This is a genomic window from Lelliottia jeotgali (assembly GCF_977070485.1).
On record NZ_CDRVFO010000022.1, the window covers coordinates 41,632 to 60,141 of the forward strand.

Consider the following 18,510-nt stretch of genomic DNA (forward strand, 5'->3'; position numbering starts at 1 on the left):
TGCTGCGGTGCCAAGAGGCCCCTGCGGTATCTGCAGAGATATCCGAATCGATATCCGAATCAACCCAGCAGGCCTCGTGCACTCAGTCAGGAGGAGGAATCAACCGTCAGCCGTGGACGCCCATGGGGCATCTGTTCAGGACCTTATCCGCTCGCCGGCCATTCACTGGGCCGGTGGCCGGACGCGGTGCTACACGGTCCGAGGGCTGTGCATCTCCACCCTGCACGTATCCCTGATAATTCGGGTGCTGCCGCGCGCTGAATCCGCAACGGGTTGCATTTTTCGCCAGCGCAGTTTCCGCGCTGACGCCATTCATGTCCAAGGCAGGTATTTCCGAAGCATTCGCCGTGCGTTGCGTGCAAGCGTCGGGGCGGGCAGAGGTGCAGCGAAAAGAAGCGGGTAAGCAGGTGAAACACCGCACTTGTCGTTTTTTTTCGGTCTTCTCTACACAGCGCTGGTGGCGATTCCAGGCAATTCGGTAAACTGGCGAAAACCCCGTAGGACGGCCTCGCGTCCTGCAGAATTGCGTTGGTCAGGGACCGGCTAAGGGCCTGGTGCCGCTGGCCTGCCGCTTTTGGCGGCGTTCGCGACTATAGCAGTAATGATTAAGTGCTTCAATTCCATAAAAAATTGTTATGATCCCTTGATGACGACCAATACCCCTCCGACTTCCGGCGTTCAGCTGATCGAAGTCGCGCCGGAGCTTGCCGGCCAACGCATCGACAATTTCCTCATCACGGCGCTCAAGGGTGTACCCAGGACGCTGGTCTACCGCATCCTGCGCAAAGGCGAGGTCCGGGTCAACAAGGGCCGTGTCAAGCCTGAGTACAAGATCCAGGCGGGTGACATCGTCCGTGTACCGCCTGTGCGCCTCCCGGAGCGTGACGAGCCGGCCCCGGTTGCCCAGGGGCTGCTGCAGCGCCTGGAAGCCGCCATCGTCTACGAAGACAAGGCGCTGATCGTGATGAACAAGCCGGCCGGTATCGCCGTGCATGGTGGCAGTGGCCTGAGCTTTGGTGTGATCGAGGCGCTGCGCCAGTTGCGTCCGGATGCCAAGGAGCTGGAGCTTGTGCACCGCCTGGATCGCGACACTTCGGGCCTGCTGATGATTGCCAAGAAGCGCAGCATGCTGCGCCATCTGCATGCCGCGCTGCGTGGCGATGGGGTCGACAAGCGCTACATGGCGCTGGTGCGTGGCCACTGGCCTACCTCGAAGAAGCAGGTCAATGCCCCGTTGCTCAAGAGCAACCTGCGTTCGGGCGAGCGTATGGTCGAGGTGAATGACGAGGGCAAGGAAGCGCTGACCCTGTTCCGTGTGCTTCGCCGTTTCGGTGAGTTCGCCACCATTGTCGAGGCGCGCCCTATCACTGGGCGTACCCATCAGATTCGCGTACATACTCTGCATGCTGGCCATATGATCGCCGGTGACAGCAAATACGGCGACGAAGATTTCAGTCGCGAGATTCGAGACTTGGGAGGCAAGCGCCTGTTCCTGCATGCCTATGCCCTCACGGTGCCGTTGCCTGATGGTGGTGAGCTCAAGCTCGAGGCGCCTGTGGACGAAGTTTGGGCGAAAACCGTGGAGCGTCTGGGGGCGTCCTGATTCATGAAAAAGTCTTACGAGTTGCTGATCTTCGACTGGGACGGCACCTTGGCCGACTCGATCGGGCGGATCGTTGAGGCGATGAATGCCGCCGCCGAGCGCGCCGGTGAGGCGCCAAGCCCGGAGGAGGCCGTCAAGGGCATCATCGGCCTGGCGCTTGGTGAAGCCATTTCTACCCTCTATCCGCACCTCGATCCTGTGCAGGTCGAAACCTTCCGTCAGCACTATGCCGACATCTATACGGCGCTTGATCAGCAGCCTTCGCCGTTGTTCGAGGGCGTGGTCGAATCGCTGGATGCCTTCCGGGTCGAGGGTTATCGCCTCGCGGTGGCGACAGGCAAGGCGCGTCGTGGTCTGGATCGGGTGCTCAAGGCCAATGGCTGGGAGCGTTTTTTCGACATCACCCGTGCCGCTGATGAGACCCGTGGCAAGCCGCACCCGCTGATGCTCGAGGAAATTCTGGGGCATTGCGGTGTCGAACCCGGGCAGGCGCTGATGGTCGGAGATTCGGCATTCGATCTGCTGATGGCCAATAATGCCGGTATGCATTCGGCGGCCGTGGGCTATGGTGCCATGCCGCTGCAGGCTTTGGCCGAGTTCGGTCCGCAGGTGTGCATTGATCATTTTTCCCAGTTGCGCGAGTGGCTGGCAGGTTCTGCGCAAATCCAATTCCAAGGTAGGTGAGCATGGTTGATGAGTGGAAAGCACCCGGTTCCGAGGCTGAAGAAGAGCGCCTTACGCGCGAAGACCGTCAAGAGGATGAGCGTGTAGAGCGCAAAAGCTGGAAGCTGCTGGAGAAGACCCTGCTGGCCGGTGTCCAGGAGCAGCGCAGGGCGCGTCGCTGGGGGATCTTCTTCAAGCTGCTGACCTTCGTCTATCTCTTCGGTGTATTGGCCCTGTTCCTGCCTTGGACGGATATGGACAAGGCCGCTTCGCGCAGCACCAGCCATACCGCATTGGTGGAGGTGCGTGGTGTGATCGCCGATCAGGAAGCTGCCAGTGCCGACAACCTCGTCAAGAGTCTGCGCGAGGCCTTCAAGGATCCAAAGACCAAGGCCGTGGTCATGCGTATCAATAGCCCGGGAGGCAGTCCGGTACAGGCAGGTTATGTCTATGACGAGATCCGTCGCCTGCGCGGTGAGTATCCGGACATCAAGCTGTACGCGGTAATCGCTGACCTGGGTGCATCGGGTGCCTATTACATTGCCAGTGCGGCGGACGAGATCTATGCCGACAAGGCCAGCCTGGTGGGTTCCATTGGTGTGACGGCGGCCGGGTATGGTTTTGTGGGGTCGATGGAGAAGCTTGGTGTCGAACGGCGCACGTATACCGCCGGTGAGCACAAGGCCTTCCTGGATCCGTTCTCGCCGGAAAAGCCTGAAGAGCGGGCGTTCTGGCAGGGCGTGCTGAATACCACCCATCAGCAGTTCATTGCCATGGTCAAGCAGGGTAGGGGTGATCGCTTGAAAGACAAGGAGCATCCTGAGTTGTTCAGCGGCCTGGTGTGGTCGGGTGAGCAGGCCAAGGCGCTTGGGCTTGTCGATGGCCTGGGCAGTGCGAGCTATGTGGCGCGTGAGATCGTGGGGGAGAAGGACCTGGTCGATTTCACGGTCGAGGAGTCACCGTTCGATCGCTTCTCCAAGCGCATCGGTGCCAGCGTGGCGGAAAAGTTGGCCATGTACATGGGCTTCCAGGGGCCTGCCTTGCGCTGAGTGCCTGCCCGGCCCCATTGCCAGCAAGCCGCTTTCCGGCAATTACTGCATAAGGCTTGCGGGCGATGGGGTGCAATACTGCCCTGGTGGTCTCAGGGGACTGTTACCCCTTCCGTGGTCAGCATATCCACCAGCCGAATCAATGGCAGCCCGATCAGGCTGGTGGCATCGCACCCGTGGGTGCTCTTGAACAAGCTCACACCCAGCCCTTCGGCCTTGAAGCTGCCTGCGCAATCGAGCGGCTGCTCCGCCTTCACGTAGCGCTCCACGCGCTCACGGTCCAGTTCCCGCATCGTTACGGTAAACGGCACGCAATCGACCTGGCATTGCCCTGTGGCGCTGTTGAGCAGTGCCACCCCGGTCAGGAAGGTGACGTGCTGCCCGCTGGCTTCCAGCAGTTGCTCGCAGGCGCGCTCGAAACTGTGCGGCTTGCCCAGTATCTGCTCGCCCAGTACCGCTACCTGGTCGGAGCCGATGATCAGGTGTTGCGGGTGGCTGCCGGCCAGTGCCTCGGCCTTCTGTCTGGCCAGGCGTCGCACCAGCTCGGTGGCGGGCTCGTCAGCGAGCCGCCGTTCGTCCAGGTCGGGGCTTGCCCAGGTGAAGGGCAGGCCCAGGCGCGCGAACAGTTCGCGCCGGTAAGGGGAGCTGGAAGCCAGCAACAAAGGCAGCATGGTAGACTCCTGATCGGTTGATCCCGATTCTAACATGCAACATGCCGCCGAATTTCCTTTGACAGGTGCAGGGGGCATCCCTAGAATGCTGCGCCTATGTTGAATGACCCGATTCCACCTCACGTTGACCCGCGCAAATTAGCCGATCGTGGCGTAACCCTTAACGGTTCGCTGCAACTCGCTGATTTGGAAAGACTCTGCGACCCGCTTTCCGACAATGTCGGTACGGTGCAGGCGAAGTTCGATTTTGAACGAGATGAACAGCACGTGGTGGTTATCCACAGCGAGCTGGATGTCGAAGTCAAAATGGTTTGCCAGCGTTGTCTTGAGCTGGTCACCCTGCCGATTCACAGCGAATGCACTTACGCTGTGGTGAAGGAGGGTGCGAATACCCAGTCGTTGCCGAAAGGCTATGACGTGCTGGAACTGGGCGAAGATCCTTTGGATCTGCAGGCCTTGATCGAGGAGGAGCTTCTGCTCGCCTTGCCCATCGTGCCTGCTCATCATCCGGAAGAATGCCAGCAGCCGGCGGGCGCAGACGAGCCCGAATCGAGCAAGGACGAGGTATCGCGGTCCAACCCGTTCAGTGTTTTGGCGCAGTTAAAGCGTGACCCAAACGTTTAGGAGTTAATCAATTATGGCTGTTCAGCAGAACAAAAAATCCCGCTCTGCCCGTGACATGCGCCGTTCGCACGACGCTCTGTCGGAAAACGCGCTGTCGGTAGAAAAGACCACCGGTGAAGTACACCTGCGTCACCACGTATCGCCAGAAGGCGTATACCGTGGCCGTAAAGTGATCGACAAGGGCGCTGACGAGTAATCCTTGTCTGCTCAGGTCATCGCGATCGACGCAATGGGCGGGGACTTCGGTCCCCGCAGCATTGTCCAGGCTAGCATTGCCTGCCTTTCGGCTACCCCCTCGCTGCACCTGACCCTCGTCGGTCAACCTTCCCTCCTAGAAGATCTTGTCAGTGGCCTTGCAGCTGCGGATCGCGCGCGCCTGCAGATTGTCGCTGCCAGTGAGGTGATCGGTATGGACGAGCGGCCATCCCAGGCGTTGCGCGGTAAACCGGACTCGTCGATGCGCATCGCCCTAGAACTGGTGCGTGATGGCAAGGCCCAGGCGTGCGTCAGTGCCGGCAATACCGGTGCGCTGATGGCGCTGTCGCGTTTGGTGCTCAAGACGCTGCCGGGTATCGATCGGCCGGCCATGGTCGCGGCTATCCCGACTCAGGCGGGTTACTGTCAGTTGCTCGATCTGGGTGCCAATGTCGACTGCAGTGCCGAGAACCTCTACCAGTTTGCCGTAATGGGCTCGGTTGCGGCGCAGGCCTTGGGTGTCCGGCGCCCGCGCGTGGCACTTTTGAACATTGGTACCGAGGACATCAAGGGCAATCAGCAGGTCAAGCTGGCTGCCACGCTGTTGCAGAACGCTCGTGGCCTCAATTATGTCGGCTTCGTCGAGGGTGATGGCCTTTATCGGGGGGAGGCGGACGTGGTGGTATGCGACGGCTTTGTCGGTAATATCCTGCTCAAATCCAGCGAGGGCCTGGCGACTATGATCGCTGCGCGCATCGAAAAACTGTTCAAGGGTGGCCCGTTGTCACGTGTTGCCGGGGCCGTCGCGATGCCGCTGCTCAAGCGTCTGCAGGCCGACCTGGCGCCGGCGCGGCATAATGGGGCAAGTTTTCTGGGGCTGCAGGGTATCGTCATCAAGAGCCACGGCTCGGCCGGCGTGCAGGGCTTTCAAAGCGCCATCCAGCGTGCGCTGATCGAGATCCAGGAAAACCTCCCGCAGCGCCTGCACGGGCGCCTTGAAGATCTCTTGCCTTAGGCATTTCGCCGATGAAGTGCTTAAATGTGACCGCTTGGTCCGCGTTTCCATCCAAGTTTTCAGTTTCCGCGTCTAGTCTTTGGCTCGGCGCACTCTATCCGACGACAAGATCATAAGGGCTTGTTCAATGTCTGCATCCCTCGCATTCGTCTTCCCCGGTCAAGGTTCCCAGTCGCTGGGCATGCTCAAAGAACTGGGCGCTGAAAAGCCGGTGATCGTTGAGACCTTCAAGGAAGCCTCCGAGGCTCTGGGTTACGACCTGTGGGAGCTGGTCCAGGAAGGCCCGGAAGAGCAACTCAATCAAACCGACAAGACCCAGCCGGCCATCCTCACTGCCTCCATCGCCCTGTGGCGCCTGTGGCTGGAGGAGGGTGGCGCGCAGCCGGCCTTCGTGTCGGGCCACAGCCTGGGCGAATACTCCGCTCTGGTCGCTGCTGGCAGCCTGTCGCTCAAAGACGCCGTCAAGCTGGTCAAGCGCCGTGGCGAACTGATGCAGGAAGCCGTGCCGGCCGGTCATGGCGCCATGGCCGCCATCCTCGGCCTGGGCGACGATGATGTGAAGGCCATTTGCGCCGAAGCGGCCGAAGATGAAGTGGTCAGCGCAGTCAATTTCAACTCGCCAGGCCAGGTGGTCATCGCCGGCAACGTCGCGGCGGTCAATCGTGCCATTGAGCTGTGCAAAGCCAAGGGCGCCAAGCGCGCCTTGCCGCTGCCGGTCAGCGTGCCGTCGCACTGCGCCCTGATGAAGCCGGCTGCCGATCGTTTCGCCGAGCACGTCAATGCCATCGAATGGAAGGCACCGCAGATTCCGGTAGTGCAGAACGTTACTGCCGCCGTCGCCGCCGACCTCGACACCCTCAAGCAGGATCTGCTGGCGCAGCTGTATCAGCCGGTTCGCTGGGTTGAATGCGTGCAGACCCTCGCCGCAAACGGCGCGGTCAACCTGGTCGAATGTGGCCCGGGCAAGGTGCTGGCTGGCCTGAACAAGCGTTGCGCCGACGGTGTGACCACCTACAACCTCAATACCCCCGACGCCGTCGCCGCCACCCGTGCGGCATTGGCCTGAATTTGGAGAAGCTTGCATGAGCCTGCAAGGTAAAGTTGCACTGGTTACCGGCGCCAGCCGGGGTATCGGCCAGGCCATCGCCCTTGAGCTGGGCCGCCAGGGCGCGACCGTGATCGGTACCGCGACTTCGGCTTCCGGTGCCGAGCGCATCGCCGCGACCCTGAAAGAGCACGGTATCACCGGTACCGGCATGGAGCTGAACGTCACCAGCGCCGAGTCCGTGGAAGCGGTATTGGGCGCCATCGGCGAGCAGTTCGGTGCCCCGGCCATTCTTGTCAACAACGCTGGCATCACCCGCGACAACCTCATGCTGCGCATGAAGGACGACGAGTGGTTCGATGTGATCGACACCAACCTGAACAGCCTCTACCGTTTGTCCAAGGGCGTGCTGCGTGGCATGACCAAGGCGCGTTGGGGCCGTATCATCAGCATCGGCTCTGTCGTCGGTGCCATGGGTAACGCTGGCCAGGCCAACTATGCGGCCGCCAAGGCCGGCCTGGAAGGCTTCAGCCGCGCCCTTGCGCGTGAAGTCGGCTCGCGCGGTATCACCGTCAATTCGGTGACCCCAGGCTTCATTGATACCGACATGACCCGCGAATTGCCAGAAGCGCAGCGCGAAGCCCTGCAGACCCAGATTCCGCTGGGCCGCCTGGGTCAGGCCGAAGAAATCGCCAAGGTGGTTTCCTTCCTGGCATCCGACGGCGCAGCCTATGTCACCGGCGCTACCGTGCCGGTGAACGGCGGGATGTACATGTAACACTGCAACTCAATGTGACGGATTGCTTAAAAAAAGAGTCATACTCCCAGCCTAAAATCCGTTATAAAGCTGCAACCAGATTCCAGGCAGAGGGTAGGGTGACTGAAGCGAAGGTGCGTTCCGCTTGAAAAGCGAACGTCTTTCTATAAAATTGGTCACCGGCCAGCTGCCTGACATATATCCATTAGGAGTGAAAACTAGGTATGAGCACCATCGAAGAACGCGTCAAGAAAATCGTCGCCGAGCAACTGGGCGTGAAGGAAGATGAAGTGACCAACGAGAAGTCCTTTGTCGATGACCTGGGTGCCGATTCGCTTGACACCGTTGAGCTGGTGATGGCTCTGGAAGAGGAATTCGAGACTGAAATCCCTGACGAAGAAGCCGAGAAGATCACTACCGTTCAAGCTGCCATCGACTACGTCAACTCCCACCAGGGTTAAGACGCTGTAGTCGACGCTTCTTGTCGAGAAGAACCGCACTGCCTTTGCCGGCGTGCGGTTTTTTCTTTGCGAAGGTCCTGCAATGATCCGCAGGCTTCGAGAGCCTGTTGCCATTTCATTCCATTGCCTTGAATGCAATGGCAAGAGACTCTGTTATTAGAAAAGGAGAGTACTGTGTCGCGTAGACGCGTCGTGGTCACTGGTATGGGTATGCTGTCGCCACTGGGTACGGATGTACCGAGCACCTGGCAGGGCATTCTGGCTGGCCGCAGTGGCATCGGGCCGATCGAGCATACGGACCTTTCTGCCTACTCCACCCGTTTTGGCGGCTCGGTGAAGGGCTTTGAGGTCGAGCAGTACCTGTCGGCCAAGGAAGCTCGCAAGCTTGACCTGTTCATTCAGTACGGCCTGGCGGCCGGTTTCCAGGCGGTACGCAATGCCGGCCTGGAAGTCACCGACGCCAACCGCGAGCGCATTGGCGTGGCCATGGGCTCCGGGATCGGCGGCCTGACCAACATCGAAGAAACCAGCCGCACCTTGCACGATCAAGGCCCGCGCCGCATTTCGCCGTTCTTCGTGCCAGGTTCGATCATCAACATGATCTCCGGCTTCCTGTCGATCCATCTGGGGTTGCAGGGCCCGAATTATGCCATTGCCACTGCCTGTACCACTGGCACCCACTGTATCGGCATGGCGGCTCGCAACATCGCCTACGGTGAAGCCGACGTGATGATCGCCGGTGGCGCCGAAATGGCCGCTTGCGGCTTGGGCATGGGTGGCTTTGGTGCTTCTCGCGCACTGTCGACCCGCAACGATGAGCCGGCGCGTGCCAGTCGCCCGTGGGACAAGGGGCGTGATGGTTTTGTACTCTCCGACGGCGCCGGTGCACTGGTACTCGAAGAGCTGGAGCACGCCCAGGCCCGTGGTGCGACCATTTATGCCGAGCTGGTTGGTTTCGGCATGAGCGGCGACGCTTACCACATGACTTCGCCACCCGACAGTGGCGAAGGCGCAGCGCGCTGCATGGCCAACGCCTTGCGTGATGCTGGCATTCAGCCGGCTGAGGTCAGTTACATCAACGCCCACGGCACCTCGACTCCGGCTGGCGATGTCGCTGAGGTCGCGGCGATCAAGCGTGTGTTCGGCGAGCACGCCTACAAGCTGGCTGTCAGCTCGACCAAGTCGATGACCGGTCACCTGCTGGGGGCTGCGGGCGCTGTAGAGGCGATCTTCAGCGTGTTGGCGATCAACAGCCAGATGGCGCCGCCAACCATCAACCTCGATGAGCCGGACGAAGGCTGCGACCTCGACTTCGTGCCCCACCAGGCGCGCAGCATGCCGATCGACGTAGTGCTGTCCAACTCGTTCGGCTTTGGCGGCACCAACGGCTCGCTGGTGTTCCGCCGGTTCGCCGGCTGATGCACAGCTGGATCGACGGCCAGCCTGCGACTGCGGTCAACCTGCAGAACCGTGGCCTGGCCTATGGCGATGGTTTGTTCGAGACCATCGCCGTACGCAGTGGCCGGCCCAGCATGCTGGACGGTCACCTGGCACGCCTGGCCCTGGGCTGCCAGCGCCTGGCAATCAATGCCGACCTTGCGTTGGTGCGCGATGAAATCCTGCGTTATGCCAGCCAACTGGGTGACGGCGTCGCCAAGCTGATCCTCACCAGGGGCGACAGCCAGCGTGGCTATGCGCCGATGGCAGGTGCTGCGCCGCGGCGCATCCTGCTGAGCAGCCCGCTGCCCAGCTACCCGGGCGAACATGCCGAACACGGTGTGCGTCTTTTCCCTTGCCAGACCCGGCTTGGGGAACAACCGTTGCTCGCAGGCCTCAAACACCTCAACCGCCTGGAGCAGGTGCTGGCCCGTGCCGAATGGCAGGACAGCGAACATACCGAAGGCTTGATGTGTGATGGGCAAGGCAGGCTGGTCGAAGGTGTTTACAGCAATCTTTTCCTGGTGCAAGGCGGCGTGTTGCTCACCGCCGAACTCAGCCGTTGCGGCGTTGCAGGCGTGATGCGAGGTGCGTTGCTGGAACAGGCGCAGGCACAGGGTATCCCGGTGCAGGTGCGCGACCTGTCTTTCGACGAGCTTGCGCTGGCTGATGAGGTATTTATCTGCAACAGCGTTTATGGGGTCTGGCCTGTGCGGGCTTTTGCTGCACTGAACTGGTCGCCGGGCCCGCTCACCCGTAAACTGCAGGCCTTTGCCCGTACGTTACTGGATACCTGAATTCGTGAGACGCAAAATCCTGCTGCTGCTGGAAATGGGCTTGATCCTGGCCGGCCTGGCATTGGGCTGGTCTGCCTGGAAGGTCAACTCGGTGCTGGAGCAGCCCTTGCGCGTGACGCAGGAGCAACTGCTCGACGTGCCCAATGGCACCAACCCCAATCGCATGTTCTACCGCATGGAAGGCGAGGGGTTGCTCGATGACGCCTTCTGGTTGCGCCTGTACTGGCGCTTCAACATGGCCGGCACGCCCCTGAAAACCGGCGAATATCGCATCACGCCGGGCATGACCGTCGAAGACTTGTTCGACGCCTGGCGCCGCGCCGATGTGGTGCAGTACAACCTGACTCTGGTGGAGGGTTGGACCTTCCGCCAGGTGCGTTCGGCGATCGCCAGGCACGAGAAGATCAAGCACACCCTCGAGGGCCTTACCGACTCCGAAGTCATGGACAAGCTTGGCCATACCGGCGTGTTTCCGGAGGGCCGGTTCTTCCCTGATACCTACCGTTTCGTGCGGGGCATGAGTGACGTCGAGCTGTTGCAGCAGGCCTATATGCGGCTGGACGAAGTGTTGGCCAAAGAGTGGGCCGAGCGCGCCACTGATCTGCCTTATCGTGACCCGTACCAGGCGCTGATCATGGCTTCGTTGGTGGAGAAGGAAACCGGCATCCCGCAGGAGCGCGGGCAGATTGCCGGGGTCTTCGTTCGTCGCCTGCGGCTGGGCATGATGCTGCAGACAGACCCTACTGTCATTTACGGTATGGGCGAACGCTACAACGGCAGAATCACCCGCGCCGACCTGCGTGAGCCAACGCCTTACAACACCTATACCATCTCTGGTTTGCCGCCCACGCCGATCGCCATGGTTGGGCGGGAGGCGATCCACGCTGCGCTCCATCCATCCGATGGCACCAGCCTGTACTTCGTCGCCCGGGGTGATGGCAGTCATGTGTTCTCCGACGATCTGGACGATCACAACTCAGCAGTGCGGGAGTATCAGCTCAAGCGGCGTGCGGATTACCGGTCAAGCCCCGCTCCCCAGGCTCAGCCGGATGCGCAGGGCGTACCGGCCCCTGCGTCGCCAGAGCCGGGCGAACCCTCTGCGCAGGACCCGGCACCGGCCAGCGACCCCGCCCCGGCCGACGCGCCCGCGCCTGACGAACAACATTAAGGACTGCCTGTGAGCGGCTTGTTTATTACCCTGGAAGGCCCCGAAGGCGCGGGCAAAAGTACCAACCGTGATTACCTGGCGGCACGCCTGCGAGAGCAGGGGCTGGATGTGGTGCTTACCCGCGAGCCTGGCGGTACTCCGCTGGCTGAAAAAGTCCGCGAACTGCTGTTGGCACCGAGTGATGAGGTGATGGCCGCCGATACCGAGCTGCTGTTGGTGTTCGCCGCGCGCGCCCAGCACCTGGCGCAGGTGATCCGCCCGGCGCTGGCCCGCGGGGCCGTGGTGCTGTGTGATCGTTTCACGGACGCTACCTACGCCTACCAAGGCGGTGGCCGCGGCCTTTCGGTAGAGCGGATCGCCGCGCTGGAGCAGTTTGTCCAAGGCGAGCTGCGCCCCGACCTTACGCTGGTTTTCGACCTGCCGGTGGAAGTAGGGTTGGCCCGTGCTGCTGCCCGTGGGCGGCTGGATCGTTTCGAGCAGGAGGGCCAAGCCTTCTTCGAGGCCGTGCGCCAGGCTTACCTGCAGCGCGCTCGACGCGAGCCGCAGCGCTACGATCTGCTGGACGCGGCGCAGCCGCTGGAAGCCGTGCAGCGCGCCATTGACGCGCTGTTGCCGGGCATCCTGGAGCGTTGCCGTGGCTGAAGCCTACCCTTGGCAGCAGGCGCTGTGGCAGCAGTTGGCAGGGCGTGCGCAGCATGCCCACGCCTACCTGCTGCACGGGCCGCAGGGTATCGGCAAGCGCGCCTTGGCCGAGCGCCTGATGGCCCGCTTGTTGTGCCAGCAGCCACAGGGGCTTGATGCCTGCGGGAAGTGCAAGTCCTGCTTGCTGCTCAACGCGGGCAGCCATCCGGACAACTTTGTGCTGGAGCCGGAAGAGGCTGATAAGCCGATCAAGGTCGATCAGGTGCGCGAGCTTGTGTCCTTCGTCGTGCAGACGGCGCAGCTGGGCGGGCGCAAGGTAATCCTGATCGAGCCGGTCGAGGCGATGAACGTCAATGCGTCCAACGCCCTGCTCAAAAGCCTGGAAGAGCCTTCCGGCGACACCGTGCTGCTGCTGGTCAGCCACCAGCCCAGCCGCCTGTTACCGACCATCAAGAGCCGCTGCCAGCAGGTCAGTTGCCCGCAACCGAGCCTTGCCCAAGGCCAGGCCTGGCTGGCGACTGCGCTGGCCGGCAGTGACGAAACAGAGCGTGACGAACTGCTGACCCTCGCTGCCGGCTCGCCGTTGATGGCGATGAACCTGCACGCCCAAGGTGTGCGCGAGCAACGCGCGCTGGTGACCGATGGGGTGAAAAAGCTGCTTAAGCAGCAGCAATCACCCAGTCAGCTGGCCGAGGCGTGGAGTGGTGTGCCCTTGTTGCTGCTGTTCGACTGGTTCTTTGACTGGTCGCACCTGATCCTGCGTTATCAATTGACCCAGGACGAGCAGGGGCTAGGCTTGGCCGATATGCGCAAGGTGGTGCAGTACCTTGCGCAGAAGAGCCGGCAGGCCAAGGTGCTCGAGGTGCAGGCGTGGATCCTCGAGCAGCGCCAGAAGGTGCTGGGCAAGGCGAACCTCAACCGCGTGCTGTTGCTGGAAGCTTTGTTGGCCCATTGGGTGCAGTTGCCCGGCTCCCGCTGATTTTTCAATTTTTCATGTGTGACGTCTCCCATGCTCGTAGATTCTCATTGCCACCTCGACCGTCTTGACCTCAGTGCCCATCAGGGCTCCCTCGATGCCGCCCTGCAGGCGGCCCGCGAGCGCGGGGTCGGGCATTTTCTGTGCATCGGTGTCAGTGCCGAAAATGCCGGTGCAGTGAAGGCGCTGAGCGAGCAGTACGCTGATGTCGACTGCTCGGTGGGCGTGCACCCGCTTGACCTGGCCCCCGGCGAGACCCCGGCGCTGGAATGGCTCTTGCGCGAACTGGCTCACCCGCATGTCGTCGCGATTGGCGAAACCGGGCTGGACTACCACTACGAGCCGGAGGCGGCCGAGCTGCAACAGGCGTCGTTCCGCCTGCACCTGGAGGCGTCGCGCCAGACCGGCAAACCGGTGATCGTGCATACGCGAGCAGCCAGAGCTGACACCTTGGCGCTGCTGCGTGAGGCCAGCCTGCCGCAGGCCGGTGTGCTGCATTGCTTCACCGAGGACTGGGAGATGGCCAGGGCGGCCCTGGACCTGGGTTACTACATTTCGCTGTCCGGTATTGTCACCTTCCGCAATGCCGATGCGTTGCGCGAGGTGGCGCGACAGGTGCCGGTCGATCGATTGCTGGTGGAGACCGATTCGCCTTACCTGGCTCCGATTCCTTACCGTGGCAAGCCGAACCTTCCGCAGTACGTGCGAGAGGTGGCCGAGTACGTGGCGTCCTTGCGCGGCGTCAGCTACCAGCAGTTGGCCGGGCAAACCACCGACAACTTCAAGCGGTTGTTCCCTTTGGCCCGGGTAGCCTGAGTCGGGCGCCAATCTCAACGGCGCTGCAAAGCTGCCAGCGGGCCAGCTTCGTCATACAGGCAAAAAAAACCCGGGTTCTGGGGGAGGAATCCGGGTTAAGACCATTAGGAGTAAAACAAAGGTACGCGGTCCGTGAGCACCTTTATCGACGCGCCACTGGGGGGGATGCGCCGCGCCAACACTTCTAGTATTGGTCAGGTTTGGCGCAGTGCCAGTGCCAATTGTTCGTTTTTTAAACAGATTTGGAATACGCCCGAGCCCGCTTCCTTCCTCAGCGCATGGCAAGGCGCCGTACTTGCTGCACAGCTTCGTCGATAAGCTGCTCACTGGTATAGAAGTGCGGCGAAAAGCGCACACCTGGGCCTCGCAGAGCACAGATCGTCCGCTCTGCGGTCAGGGTGCGATGAATGTCTGCGCTGTTCTGGCCGGAAATACTGAATGTGACAATTCCCCCCCGTCGCTCCGGGCTATCCGGGCTATGCAACTGGACCCTGGCGATACCCGCCAGCCCTTGATGCAACTGCTCGACGCGTCGCTGCAATTGTCGGGCAACTTCGTCCATGCCGACTTCCTCGAGCAGCGACAAGCTAGCCTCCAGCGCGCAAGCGCCCAGCATGTTCGGGCTGCCGCATTCGAACCGCCGTGCGCTGCGGGCGGGCTGCCACTGACGGCGTTCGAAGTCACCCAGATTATCCAGCATGTGCCAGCCATAGGCGTTGAGCCTTAGCTGCGGGCGCAACGCGGCCCTGCAGTAGAATACCCCCAGGCCTTCAGGGCCCAGCATCCATTTGTGGCCGTCAGCCATGGCGAAATCACACTCATAGCGCTGCACGTCGAAAGGCAGGGCGCCAATCTGCTGAATGGCATCGACGCAGAACAGTACATTGCGTGCCCGACACCCCTGGCCCAAGCGTGTCAGATCCAGGCGCAGGCCGCTGCCGAACTGCACGGCGCTGATAGCCAGCAGGCGTGTGCGCCGGTTGCAGGCCCCGAGTAGCGAAGCCTCCGGATCGGCTACGGCGAGGCTTGCCTGAACTACCTCGACGCCGCGATCGGTCAGCGCTTCCCAGACCACCCGGTTGGAAGGGAACTCCTCGTCGCTGATCACCACCTGGTCGCCGGGCTGCCAGTCCAGGCCGAAAGCCACCAGCGAGAGTGCCTCGGAAGTGTTCTTGACCAGCGCGATATCGCCGCGTGAGGGCGCGTTGAGCAGGCGCGCAAGCCGTTCACGCAGGCGTCGCTCGGTGGCCAACCATGCCGGGTAGTCACTAGCGCCCAGGTTCACGTTTTCCCGCGCAAAGCGCGACACGGCTTCGCTGGCCCTGCGTGGCCAGGGGGCGATGGCCGCGTGGTTCAGGTAGCGCAGCCCCGGAGCCTGGTCGAACTCATCGTGAAACATAGACATGGTTGGATGATCCGTGCAATTTGCTGCAAGTTAGGCATAATAAACCGCTTCAATGTCATCCAGTCCTTCCCATGCAGAAAGAACCTCGTAAGGTCCGTGAGTTTCGCCGTCGCGAACAGGAAATCCTCGATACTGCGCTCAAGCTGTTTCTCGAACAGGGTGAAGACAGTGTCACCGTCGAGATGATCGCTGACGCTGTAGGTATCGGCAAAGGTACGATCTACAAGCACTTCAAGTCCAAGGCGGAGATCTACCTGCGCCTGATGCTCGACTACGAGCGTGACCTGAATGCGCTGTTGCATTCGGCCGATGTCGACCGCGACAAAGAGGCGCTGTCGCGCGCCTATTTCGAGTTCCGCATGCGCGACCCGCAGCGTTACCGGTTGTTCGATCGCCTGGAAGAAAAGGTGGTCAAGGGCAACCAGGTGCCGGAGATGGTCGAGGAGCTGCACAGCATCCGTGCCTCCAACTTCGATCGGCTGACCCAGCTGATCAAGGGCCGCATCAGCGAAGGCAAGCTCGAAGACGTGCCGCCATACTTCCATTACTGCGCAGCCTGGGCCTTGGTGCACGGTGCCGTGGCGCTCTACCACTCGCCATTCTGGAGCAATGTGCTTGAGGACCAGGAAGGTTTCTTCCAGTTCCTCATGGACATCGGCGTGCGCATGGGCAACAAGCGCAAGCGTGACCCGGAACCCGCGAGCTGAAGCGCTCCGTCCCGGTTCGCTGAATTCGGTGTGGAACGGGGGCTTGCAAAAACCTGAATTTTGAGTCAGGTTTTGCCGGCCCCGTTTCATCCATGCCGGAGTCATTCATGATTGTCGATCGTCAAGGCAGGCGTTTTCGCAACCTGCGCGTCAGCCTGACGGCTGCCTGCAACTATGCCTGCAGCTACTGCGTGCCCAACGGCAAACGTCTGGTTGCGGCGCAGGATGAGCTGTCCGCCGAGGCGCTGGCCCGCGGGGTGGCCTATCTGATCGAGGCCGCCGGTATCGAGCGCTTGCGTATTACCGGCGGTGAGCCACTGGTCAGCCCCAGGCTGAATGCTTTTTTGGCTGCAGTGGCCAAGCTTGAGCTCCAGGACATCACCCTGACTACCAATGGTCAGTTGCTCGGGCGCAAGTTGCCGCAGTTGCAGGCGGCCGGCATCCGTCGCTTGAATGTCTCCCTCGATACGCTCGACCCCCAGGCATTTCGGCGAATCGCCCGTGGTGGCGACCTGGCCAGTGTTCTCGCGGGCATGCAGCAGGCCAGTGCCAGGGGCATGCAGATCAAGGTCAACATGGTACCCATGCGTGGGCAGAACCTGGACCAGGTTGTGCCCATGCTCGACTACTGCCTGGCCCGAGGCTTCGAGCTGCGTTTCATCGAGCTGATGCGCATGGGTCATCTGGCCCGCGATCACAACGCATTCCTGCAGCAGTTCGTGGGGCTCGATCAGTTGCTGGACCTGATTGGTCACGCGCATGCCTTTGAGAGGGCCGATGCGCCGCTGGATGCCACTGCGTTGCGTTACCAGATACCGGGCAAGGGCCATTTCGGCGTGATCGCCAACGAGAGCGTACCGTTTTGCCGGAGCTGTTCGCGCCTGCGCCTGTCATCTACCGGCTGGCTGCATGGATGTCTGTCGTCGAGCAACCGTCACTTTGTCGGCGATCTGCTGGAGCAGCCTCGTCATCAGGCGCTACCAGCCCTGCAGCGGTTGCTGGTCAAGGCGTTGGCCGACAAACAGGCGGTGGCGTTTTCCGGTGACGTGATGGTGATGAAGGTGATCGGCGGCTGATCTGGCGCAAAAGCTGCATCCGCCGGCTATTCGCCGGTTTTTCGTCGCCGGTCACTGGAGGAAAGATGCGTAGCCTGGTCTTGCTGCTGGCGCTTATGGCGCTGGGCGGCTGCATGAATGTCAGCGATATGGGCGAGGGCGTCCGTTACCACATGAGCGATGCCGGCCTGCTGGATCACAGCGACACACGCCGCACGCTGTCGATTCGCCTGCAGCCCGATTCGTTCATCTTCATCGGCCAGGGCGCCTTCATGCCGCCAAGCAAAGGGCCAGTACCGAAGCAGAACGTGGTTGCCGAGGAGGCCTTCAAGAGCTTCGTCGAGTATTTCCCGCTGGTACGGCGCGCCCAGGGCCCGCTGGGCCTCGAAGAGGCCATCGCCGAGGCCCGCTCGGTCGGCGCCGACTATGTGCTGTATACCCGTTTTGCCCGCACCGACGACCGTATCGGCAATGGCGATGAGTGGTATGACGAGCAGGCTGTCGACCGCCTGGGCTGGGACACCGGTGTGGTGCAGATGATGCTGATCGAAACCAGTACCCGCTACCTCATCGACACTGCGCGAATCAAAAGCCGTGGCGGTTTGTTGACGTTCCACGACAATGCTCCGCAGGATTTGCTCGCAGCGCCGATGCGCGAGTACGCTCGTAGCCTTCTGGGCATGAGTGAGCGAGGGCAGGGTGATGACAGATTCCGGCAAGGCCAATGATCTTCTGGCGCAGTTACCCAAACACAAGGGCCTGCCGCCGGTGCATCTGTGGAATCCGGACTTCTGTGGCGATATCGATATGCGTATTGCCCGTGACGGTACCTGGTACTACCTGGGTACGCCGATCGGGCGCAAGCCGATGGTGCGCTTGTTCTCCACCATCATTCGTCGGGATGGCGACGCCTACTTCCTGGTCACGCCGGTGGAGAAAGTGGGTATTCGGGTCGACGATGCGCCGTTCGTTGCCGTGACGCTGGATGTGCGGGGGACAGGCGAGCAGCAGGTACTGAGTTTTACCAGCAACGTCGAGGATCAGGTAGAGGCCGGGCCAGGCAATCCGCTGCGGGTAGAGGTTGACCCTGTCACTCAGGAACCTTCGCCTTATGTGCTGATGCGCGGCAATCTAGAGGCGTTGATCCATCGCAATGTGTTTTACCAGCTGGTCGAGCTGGCGGTGCCTCGTGAGATCGCTGGCGAGCAGTGGCTGGGCGTCTGGAGCCATGGGCAGTTTTATCCCATCGGGCGCAACTGCTGAATATTTCGGCGTAGCAATAAAAAACCTCCAGTGCTTGCGCATCTGGAGGTTTTCGGTATTTGGCTCCGCGACCTGGACTCGAACCAGGGACCCAATGATTAACAGTCATTTGCTCTACCGACTGAGCTATCGCGGAATCTGCGCATATCTTACCGATTGCC

The 18,510-nt window shown here is 61.5% G+C and carries 21 protein-coding genes and 1 tRNA gene; 19 read left to right on the forward strand and 3 right to left on the reverse strand.

Annotated features, from left to right (window positions below; all coding sequences use genetic code 11):
* Positions 1–646: 646 nt before the first annotated feature.
* Genes rluC through ACW4TB_RS24380 form a run of 3 tightly spaced genes read left to right on the forward strand, consistent with a single transcriptional unit; the run spans position 647 to position 3,315 of the window.
* A complete protein-coding gene (gene rluC / locus ACW4TB_RS24370) occupies positions 647–1,603 on the forward strand; it encodes a 23S rRNA pseudouridine(955/2504/2580) synthase RluC (RefSeq protein WP_042111265.1) in 957 nt (318 codons plus the stop codon).
* A 3-nt stretch (positions 1,604–1,606) separates the two neighbouring features.
* Positions 1,607–2,287 carry an HAD family hydrolase gene (locus tag ACW4TB_RS24375; RefSeq protein WP_012313428.1) on the forward strand — a complete coding sequence of 227 codons (681 nt, stop codon included), beginning with the start codon at positions 1,607–1,609 and terminating at the stop codon, positions 2,285–2,287.
* Between the two features lie 2 nt (positions 2,288–2,289).
* Positions 2,290–3,315 (forward strand): S49 family peptidase, encoded by a 1,026-nt coding sequence (locus ACW4TB_RS24380; RefSeq protein ID WP_279930345.1) that lies wholly within the window; start codon positions 2,290–2,292, stop codon positions 3,313–3,315.
* A gap of 92 nt (positions 3,316–3,407) precedes the next feature.
* On the opposite strand, the gene ACW4TB_RS24385 is transcribed toward ACW4TB_RS24380, so the two are convergent.
* Positions 3,408–3,986, reverse strand: a complete 579-nt coding sequence (locus ACW4TB_RS24385) for a Maf family protein (RefSeq protein WP_012313430.1) — start codon at positions 3,984–3,986, stop codon at positions 3,408–3,410.
* 96 nt (positions 3,987–4,082) lie between these two features.
* Here ACW4TB_RS24385 and ACW4TB_RS24390 point away from each other — a divergent pair, with 96 nt between their 5' ends.
* The 12 genes from ACW4TB_RS24390 to ACW4TB_RS24445 all read left to right on the forward strand — a co-directional run bounded on the left by ACW4TB_RS24390 (position 4,083) and on the right by ACW4TB_RS24445 (position 13,919).
* Positions 4,083–4,610: a YceD family protein gene (locus ACW4TB_RS24390; RefSeq protein ID WP_012313431.1), complete on the forward strand. Its 528-nt coding sequence runs from the start codon at positions 4,083–4,085 to the stop codon at positions 4,608–4,610.
* Positions 4,611–4,623: 13 nt separating this feature from the next.
* Positions 4,624–4,806 carry a 50S ribosomal protein L32 gene (gene rpmF / locus ACW4TB_RS24395; RefSeq protein ID WP_010223221.1) on the forward strand — a complete coding sequence of 61 codons (183 nt, stop codon included), beginning with the start codon at positions 4,624–4,626 and terminating at the stop codon, positions 4,804–4,806.
* A gap of 3 nt (positions 4,807–4,809) precedes the next feature.
* Positions 4,810–5,820 (forward strand): phosphate acyltransferase PlsX, encoded by a 1,011-nt coding sequence (plsX, locus tag ACW4TB_RS24400; RefSeq protein ID WP_080516464.1) that lies wholly within the window; start codon positions 4,810–4,812, stop codon positions 5,818–5,820.
* A gap of 127 nt (positions 5,821–5,947) precedes the next feature.
* Complete coding sequence (gene fabD, locus ACW4TB_RS24405) at positions 5,948–6,886, forward strand: ACP S-malonyltransferase (protein ID WP_254467369.1); 939 nt, start codon at positions 5,948–5,950, stop codon at positions 6,884–6,886.
* A 16-nt stretch (positions 6,887–6,902) separates the two neighbouring features.
* The gene (gene fabG, locus ACW4TB_RS24410) at positions 6,903–7,643 is read left to right on the forward strand and encodes a 3-oxoacyl-ACP reductase FabG (protein WP_008096412.1); all 741 of its coding nucleotides are present in this window, start codon (positions 6,903–6,905) and stop codon (positions 7,641–7,643) included.
* A gap of 203 nt (positions 7,644–7,846) precedes the next feature.
* Positions 7,847–8,083 carry an acyl carrier protein gene (acpP, locus tag ACW4TB_RS24415; protein WP_012313434.1) on the forward strand — a complete coding sequence of 79 codons (237 nt, stop codon included), beginning with the start codon at positions 7,847–7,849 and terminating at the stop codon, positions 8,081–8,083.
* A 174-nt stretch (positions 8,084–8,257) separates the two neighbouring features.
* Positions 8,258–9,502 (forward strand): beta-ketoacyl-ACP synthase II, encoded by a 1,245-nt coding sequence (gene fabF / locus ACW4TB_RS24420; RefSeq protein WP_012313435.1) that lies wholly within the window; start codon positions 8,258–8,260, stop codon positions 9,500–9,502.
* Positions 9,502–10,317, forward strand: coding sequence for an aminodeoxychorismate lyase (gene pabC / locus ACW4TB_RS24425; RefSeq protein ID WP_279930353.1), 816 nt, complete (start codon positions 9,502–9,504; stop codon positions 10,315–10,317). Before fabF ends, pabC begins: the two co-directional genes overlap by 1 nt.
* A gap of 4 nt (positions 10,318–10,321) precedes the next feature.
* Positions 10,322–11,485: an endolytic transglycosylase MltG gene (gene mltG, locus ACW4TB_RS24430; protein ID WP_012313437.1), complete on the forward strand. Its 1,164-nt coding sequence runs from the start codon at positions 10,322–10,324 to the stop codon at positions 11,483–11,485.
* A 9-nt stretch (positions 11,486–11,494) separates the two neighbouring features.
* Positions 11,495–12,127 carry a dTMP kinase gene (gene tmk / locus ACW4TB_RS24435; RefSeq protein WP_042111273.1) on the forward strand — a complete coding sequence of 211 codons (633 nt, stop codon included), beginning with the start codon at positions 11,495–11,497 and terminating at the stop codon, positions 12,125–12,127.
* Positions 12,120–13,106, forward strand: a complete 987-nt coding sequence (locus tag ACW4TB_RS24440) for a DNA polymerase III subunit delta' (protein WP_012313439.1) — start codon at positions 12,120–12,122, stop codon at positions 13,104–13,106. The genes tmk and ACW4TB_RS24440 overlap by 8 nt, the downstream gene beginning before the upstream one ends.
* Before the next feature lie 30 nt (positions 13,107–13,136).
* Positions 13,137–13,919: a TatD family hydrolase gene (locus ACW4TB_RS24445; protein WP_012313440.1), complete on the forward strand. Its 783-nt coding sequence runs from the start codon at positions 13,137–13,139 to the stop codon at positions 13,917–13,919.
* Between the two features lie 271 nt (positions 13,920–14,190).
* Here the strand turns inward: ACW4TB_RS24445 and ACW4TB_RS24450 are convergent, their stop codons facing one another.
* Positions 14,191–15,324, reverse strand: a complete 1,134-nt coding sequence (locus ACW4TB_RS24450) for an aminotransferase class V-fold PLP-dependent enzyme (RefSeq protein ID WP_279930360.1) — start codon at positions 15,322–15,324, stop codon at positions 14,191–14,193.
* Positions 15,325–15,395: 71 nt separating this feature from the next.
* Between ACW4TB_RS24450 and ACW4TB_RS24455 the strand changes: the two genes are divergently transcribed.
* From ACW4TB_RS24455 to ACW4TB_RS24470, 4 genes are all read left to right on the forward strand, one after another.
* A complete protein-coding gene (locus tag ACW4TB_RS24455; RefSeq protein ID WP_012313442.1) occupies positions 15,396–16,031 on the forward strand; it encodes a TetR/AcrR family transcriptional regulator in 636 nt (211 codons plus the stop codon).
* Between the two features lie 107 nt (positions 16,032–16,138).
* The gene (locus ACW4TB_RS24460; protein ID WP_012313443.1) at positions 16,139–17,107 is read left to right on the forward strand and encodes a GTP 3',8-cyclase MoaA; all 969 of its coding nucleotides are present in this window, start codon (positions 16,139–16,141) and stop codon (positions 17,105–17,107) included.
* Between the two features lie 65 nt (positions 17,108–17,172).
* Positions 17,173–17,814, forward strand: coding sequence for a DUF4823 domain-containing protein (locus ACW4TB_RS24465; RefSeq protein WP_279930363.1), 642 nt, complete (start codon positions 17,173–17,175; stop codon positions 17,812–17,814).
* Positions 17,789–18,349, forward strand: coding sequence for a DUF1285 domain-containing protein (locus tag ACW4TB_RS24470; RefSeq protein ID WP_012313445.1), 561 nt, complete (start codon positions 17,789–17,791; stop codon positions 18,347–18,349). Before ACW4TB_RS24465 ends, ACW4TB_RS24470 begins: the two co-directional genes overlap by 26 nt.
* 60 nt (positions 18,350–18,409) lie before the next feature.
* Here the strand turns inward: ACW4TB_RS24470 and ACW4TB_RS24475 are convergent.
* Positions 18,410–18,485 (reverse strand) — tRNA-Asn (locus ACW4TB_RS24475).
* Positions 18,486–18,510 lie beyond the last annotated feature (25 nt).

Excerpts from the sequence above, each read along its gene's own strand:
- rluC (WP_042111265.1), top strand. The coding sequence starts at position 647 with ATGACGACCAATACCCCTCCGACTTCCGGCGTTCAGCTGATCGAAGTC.
- ACW4TB_RS24375 (WP_012313428.1), top strand. The coding sequence starts at position 1,607 with ATGAAAAAGTCTTACGAGTTGCTGATCTTCGACTGGGACGGCACCTTG.
- ACW4TB_RS24380 (WP_279930345.1), top strand. The coding sequence starts at position 2,290 with ATGGTTGATGAGTGGAAAGCACCCGGTTCCGAGGCTGAAGAAGAGCGC.
- ACW4TB_RS24385 (WP_012313430.1), bottom strand. The coding sequence starts at position 3,986 with ATGCTGCCTTTGTTGCTGGCTTCCAGCTCCCCTTACCGGCGCGAACTG.
- ACW4TB_RS24390 (WP_012313431.1), top strand. The coding sequence starts at position 4,083 with ATGTTGAATGACCCGATTCCACCTCACGTTGACCCGCGCAAATTAGCC.
- rpmF (WP_010223221.1), top strand. The coding sequence starts at position 4,624 with ATGGCTGTTCAGCAGAACAAAAAATCCCGCTCTGCCCGTGACATGCGC.
- fabD (WP_254467369.1), top strand. The coding sequence starts at position 5,948 with ATGTCTGCATCCCTCGCATTCGTCTTCCCCGGTCAAGGTTCCCAGTCG.
- fabG (WP_008096412.1), top strand. The coding sequence starts at position 6,903 with ATGAGCCTGCAAGGTAAAGTTGCACTGGTTACCGGCGCCAGCCGGGGT.
- acpP (WP_012313434.1), top strand. The coding sequence starts at position 7,847 with ATGAGCACCATCGAAGAACGCGTCAAGAAAATCGTCGCCGAGCAACTG.
- pabC (WP_279930353.1), top strand. The coding sequence starts at position 9,502 with ATGCACAGCTGGATCGACGGCCAGCCTGCGACTGCGGTCAACCTGCAG.
- ACW4TB_RS24445 (WP_012313440.1), top strand. The coding sequence starts at position 13,137 with ATGCTCGTAGATTCTCATTGCCACCTCGACCGTCTTGACCTCAGTGCC.
- ACW4TB_RS24450 (WP_279930360.1), bottom strand. The coding sequence starts at position 15,324 with ATGTCTATGTTTCACGATGAGTTCGACCAGGCTCCGGGGCTGCGCTAC.
- ACW4TB_RS24455 (WP_012313442.1), top strand. The coding sequence starts at position 15,396 with ATGCAGAAAGAACCTCGTAAGGTCCGTGAGTTTCGCCGTCGCGAACAG.
- ACW4TB_RS24460 (WP_012313443.1), top strand. The coding sequence starts at position 16,139 with ATGATTGTCGATCGTCAAGGCAGGCGTTTTCGCAACCTGCGCGTCAGC.
- ACW4TB_RS24465 (WP_279930363.1), top strand. The coding sequence starts at position 17,173 with ATGCGTAGCCTGGTCTTGCTGCTGGCGCTTATGGCGCTGGGCGGCTGC.
- ACW4TB_RS24470 (WP_012313445.1), top strand. The coding sequence starts at position 17,789 with ATGACAGATTCCGGCAAGGCCAATGATCTTCTGGCGCAGTTACCCAAA.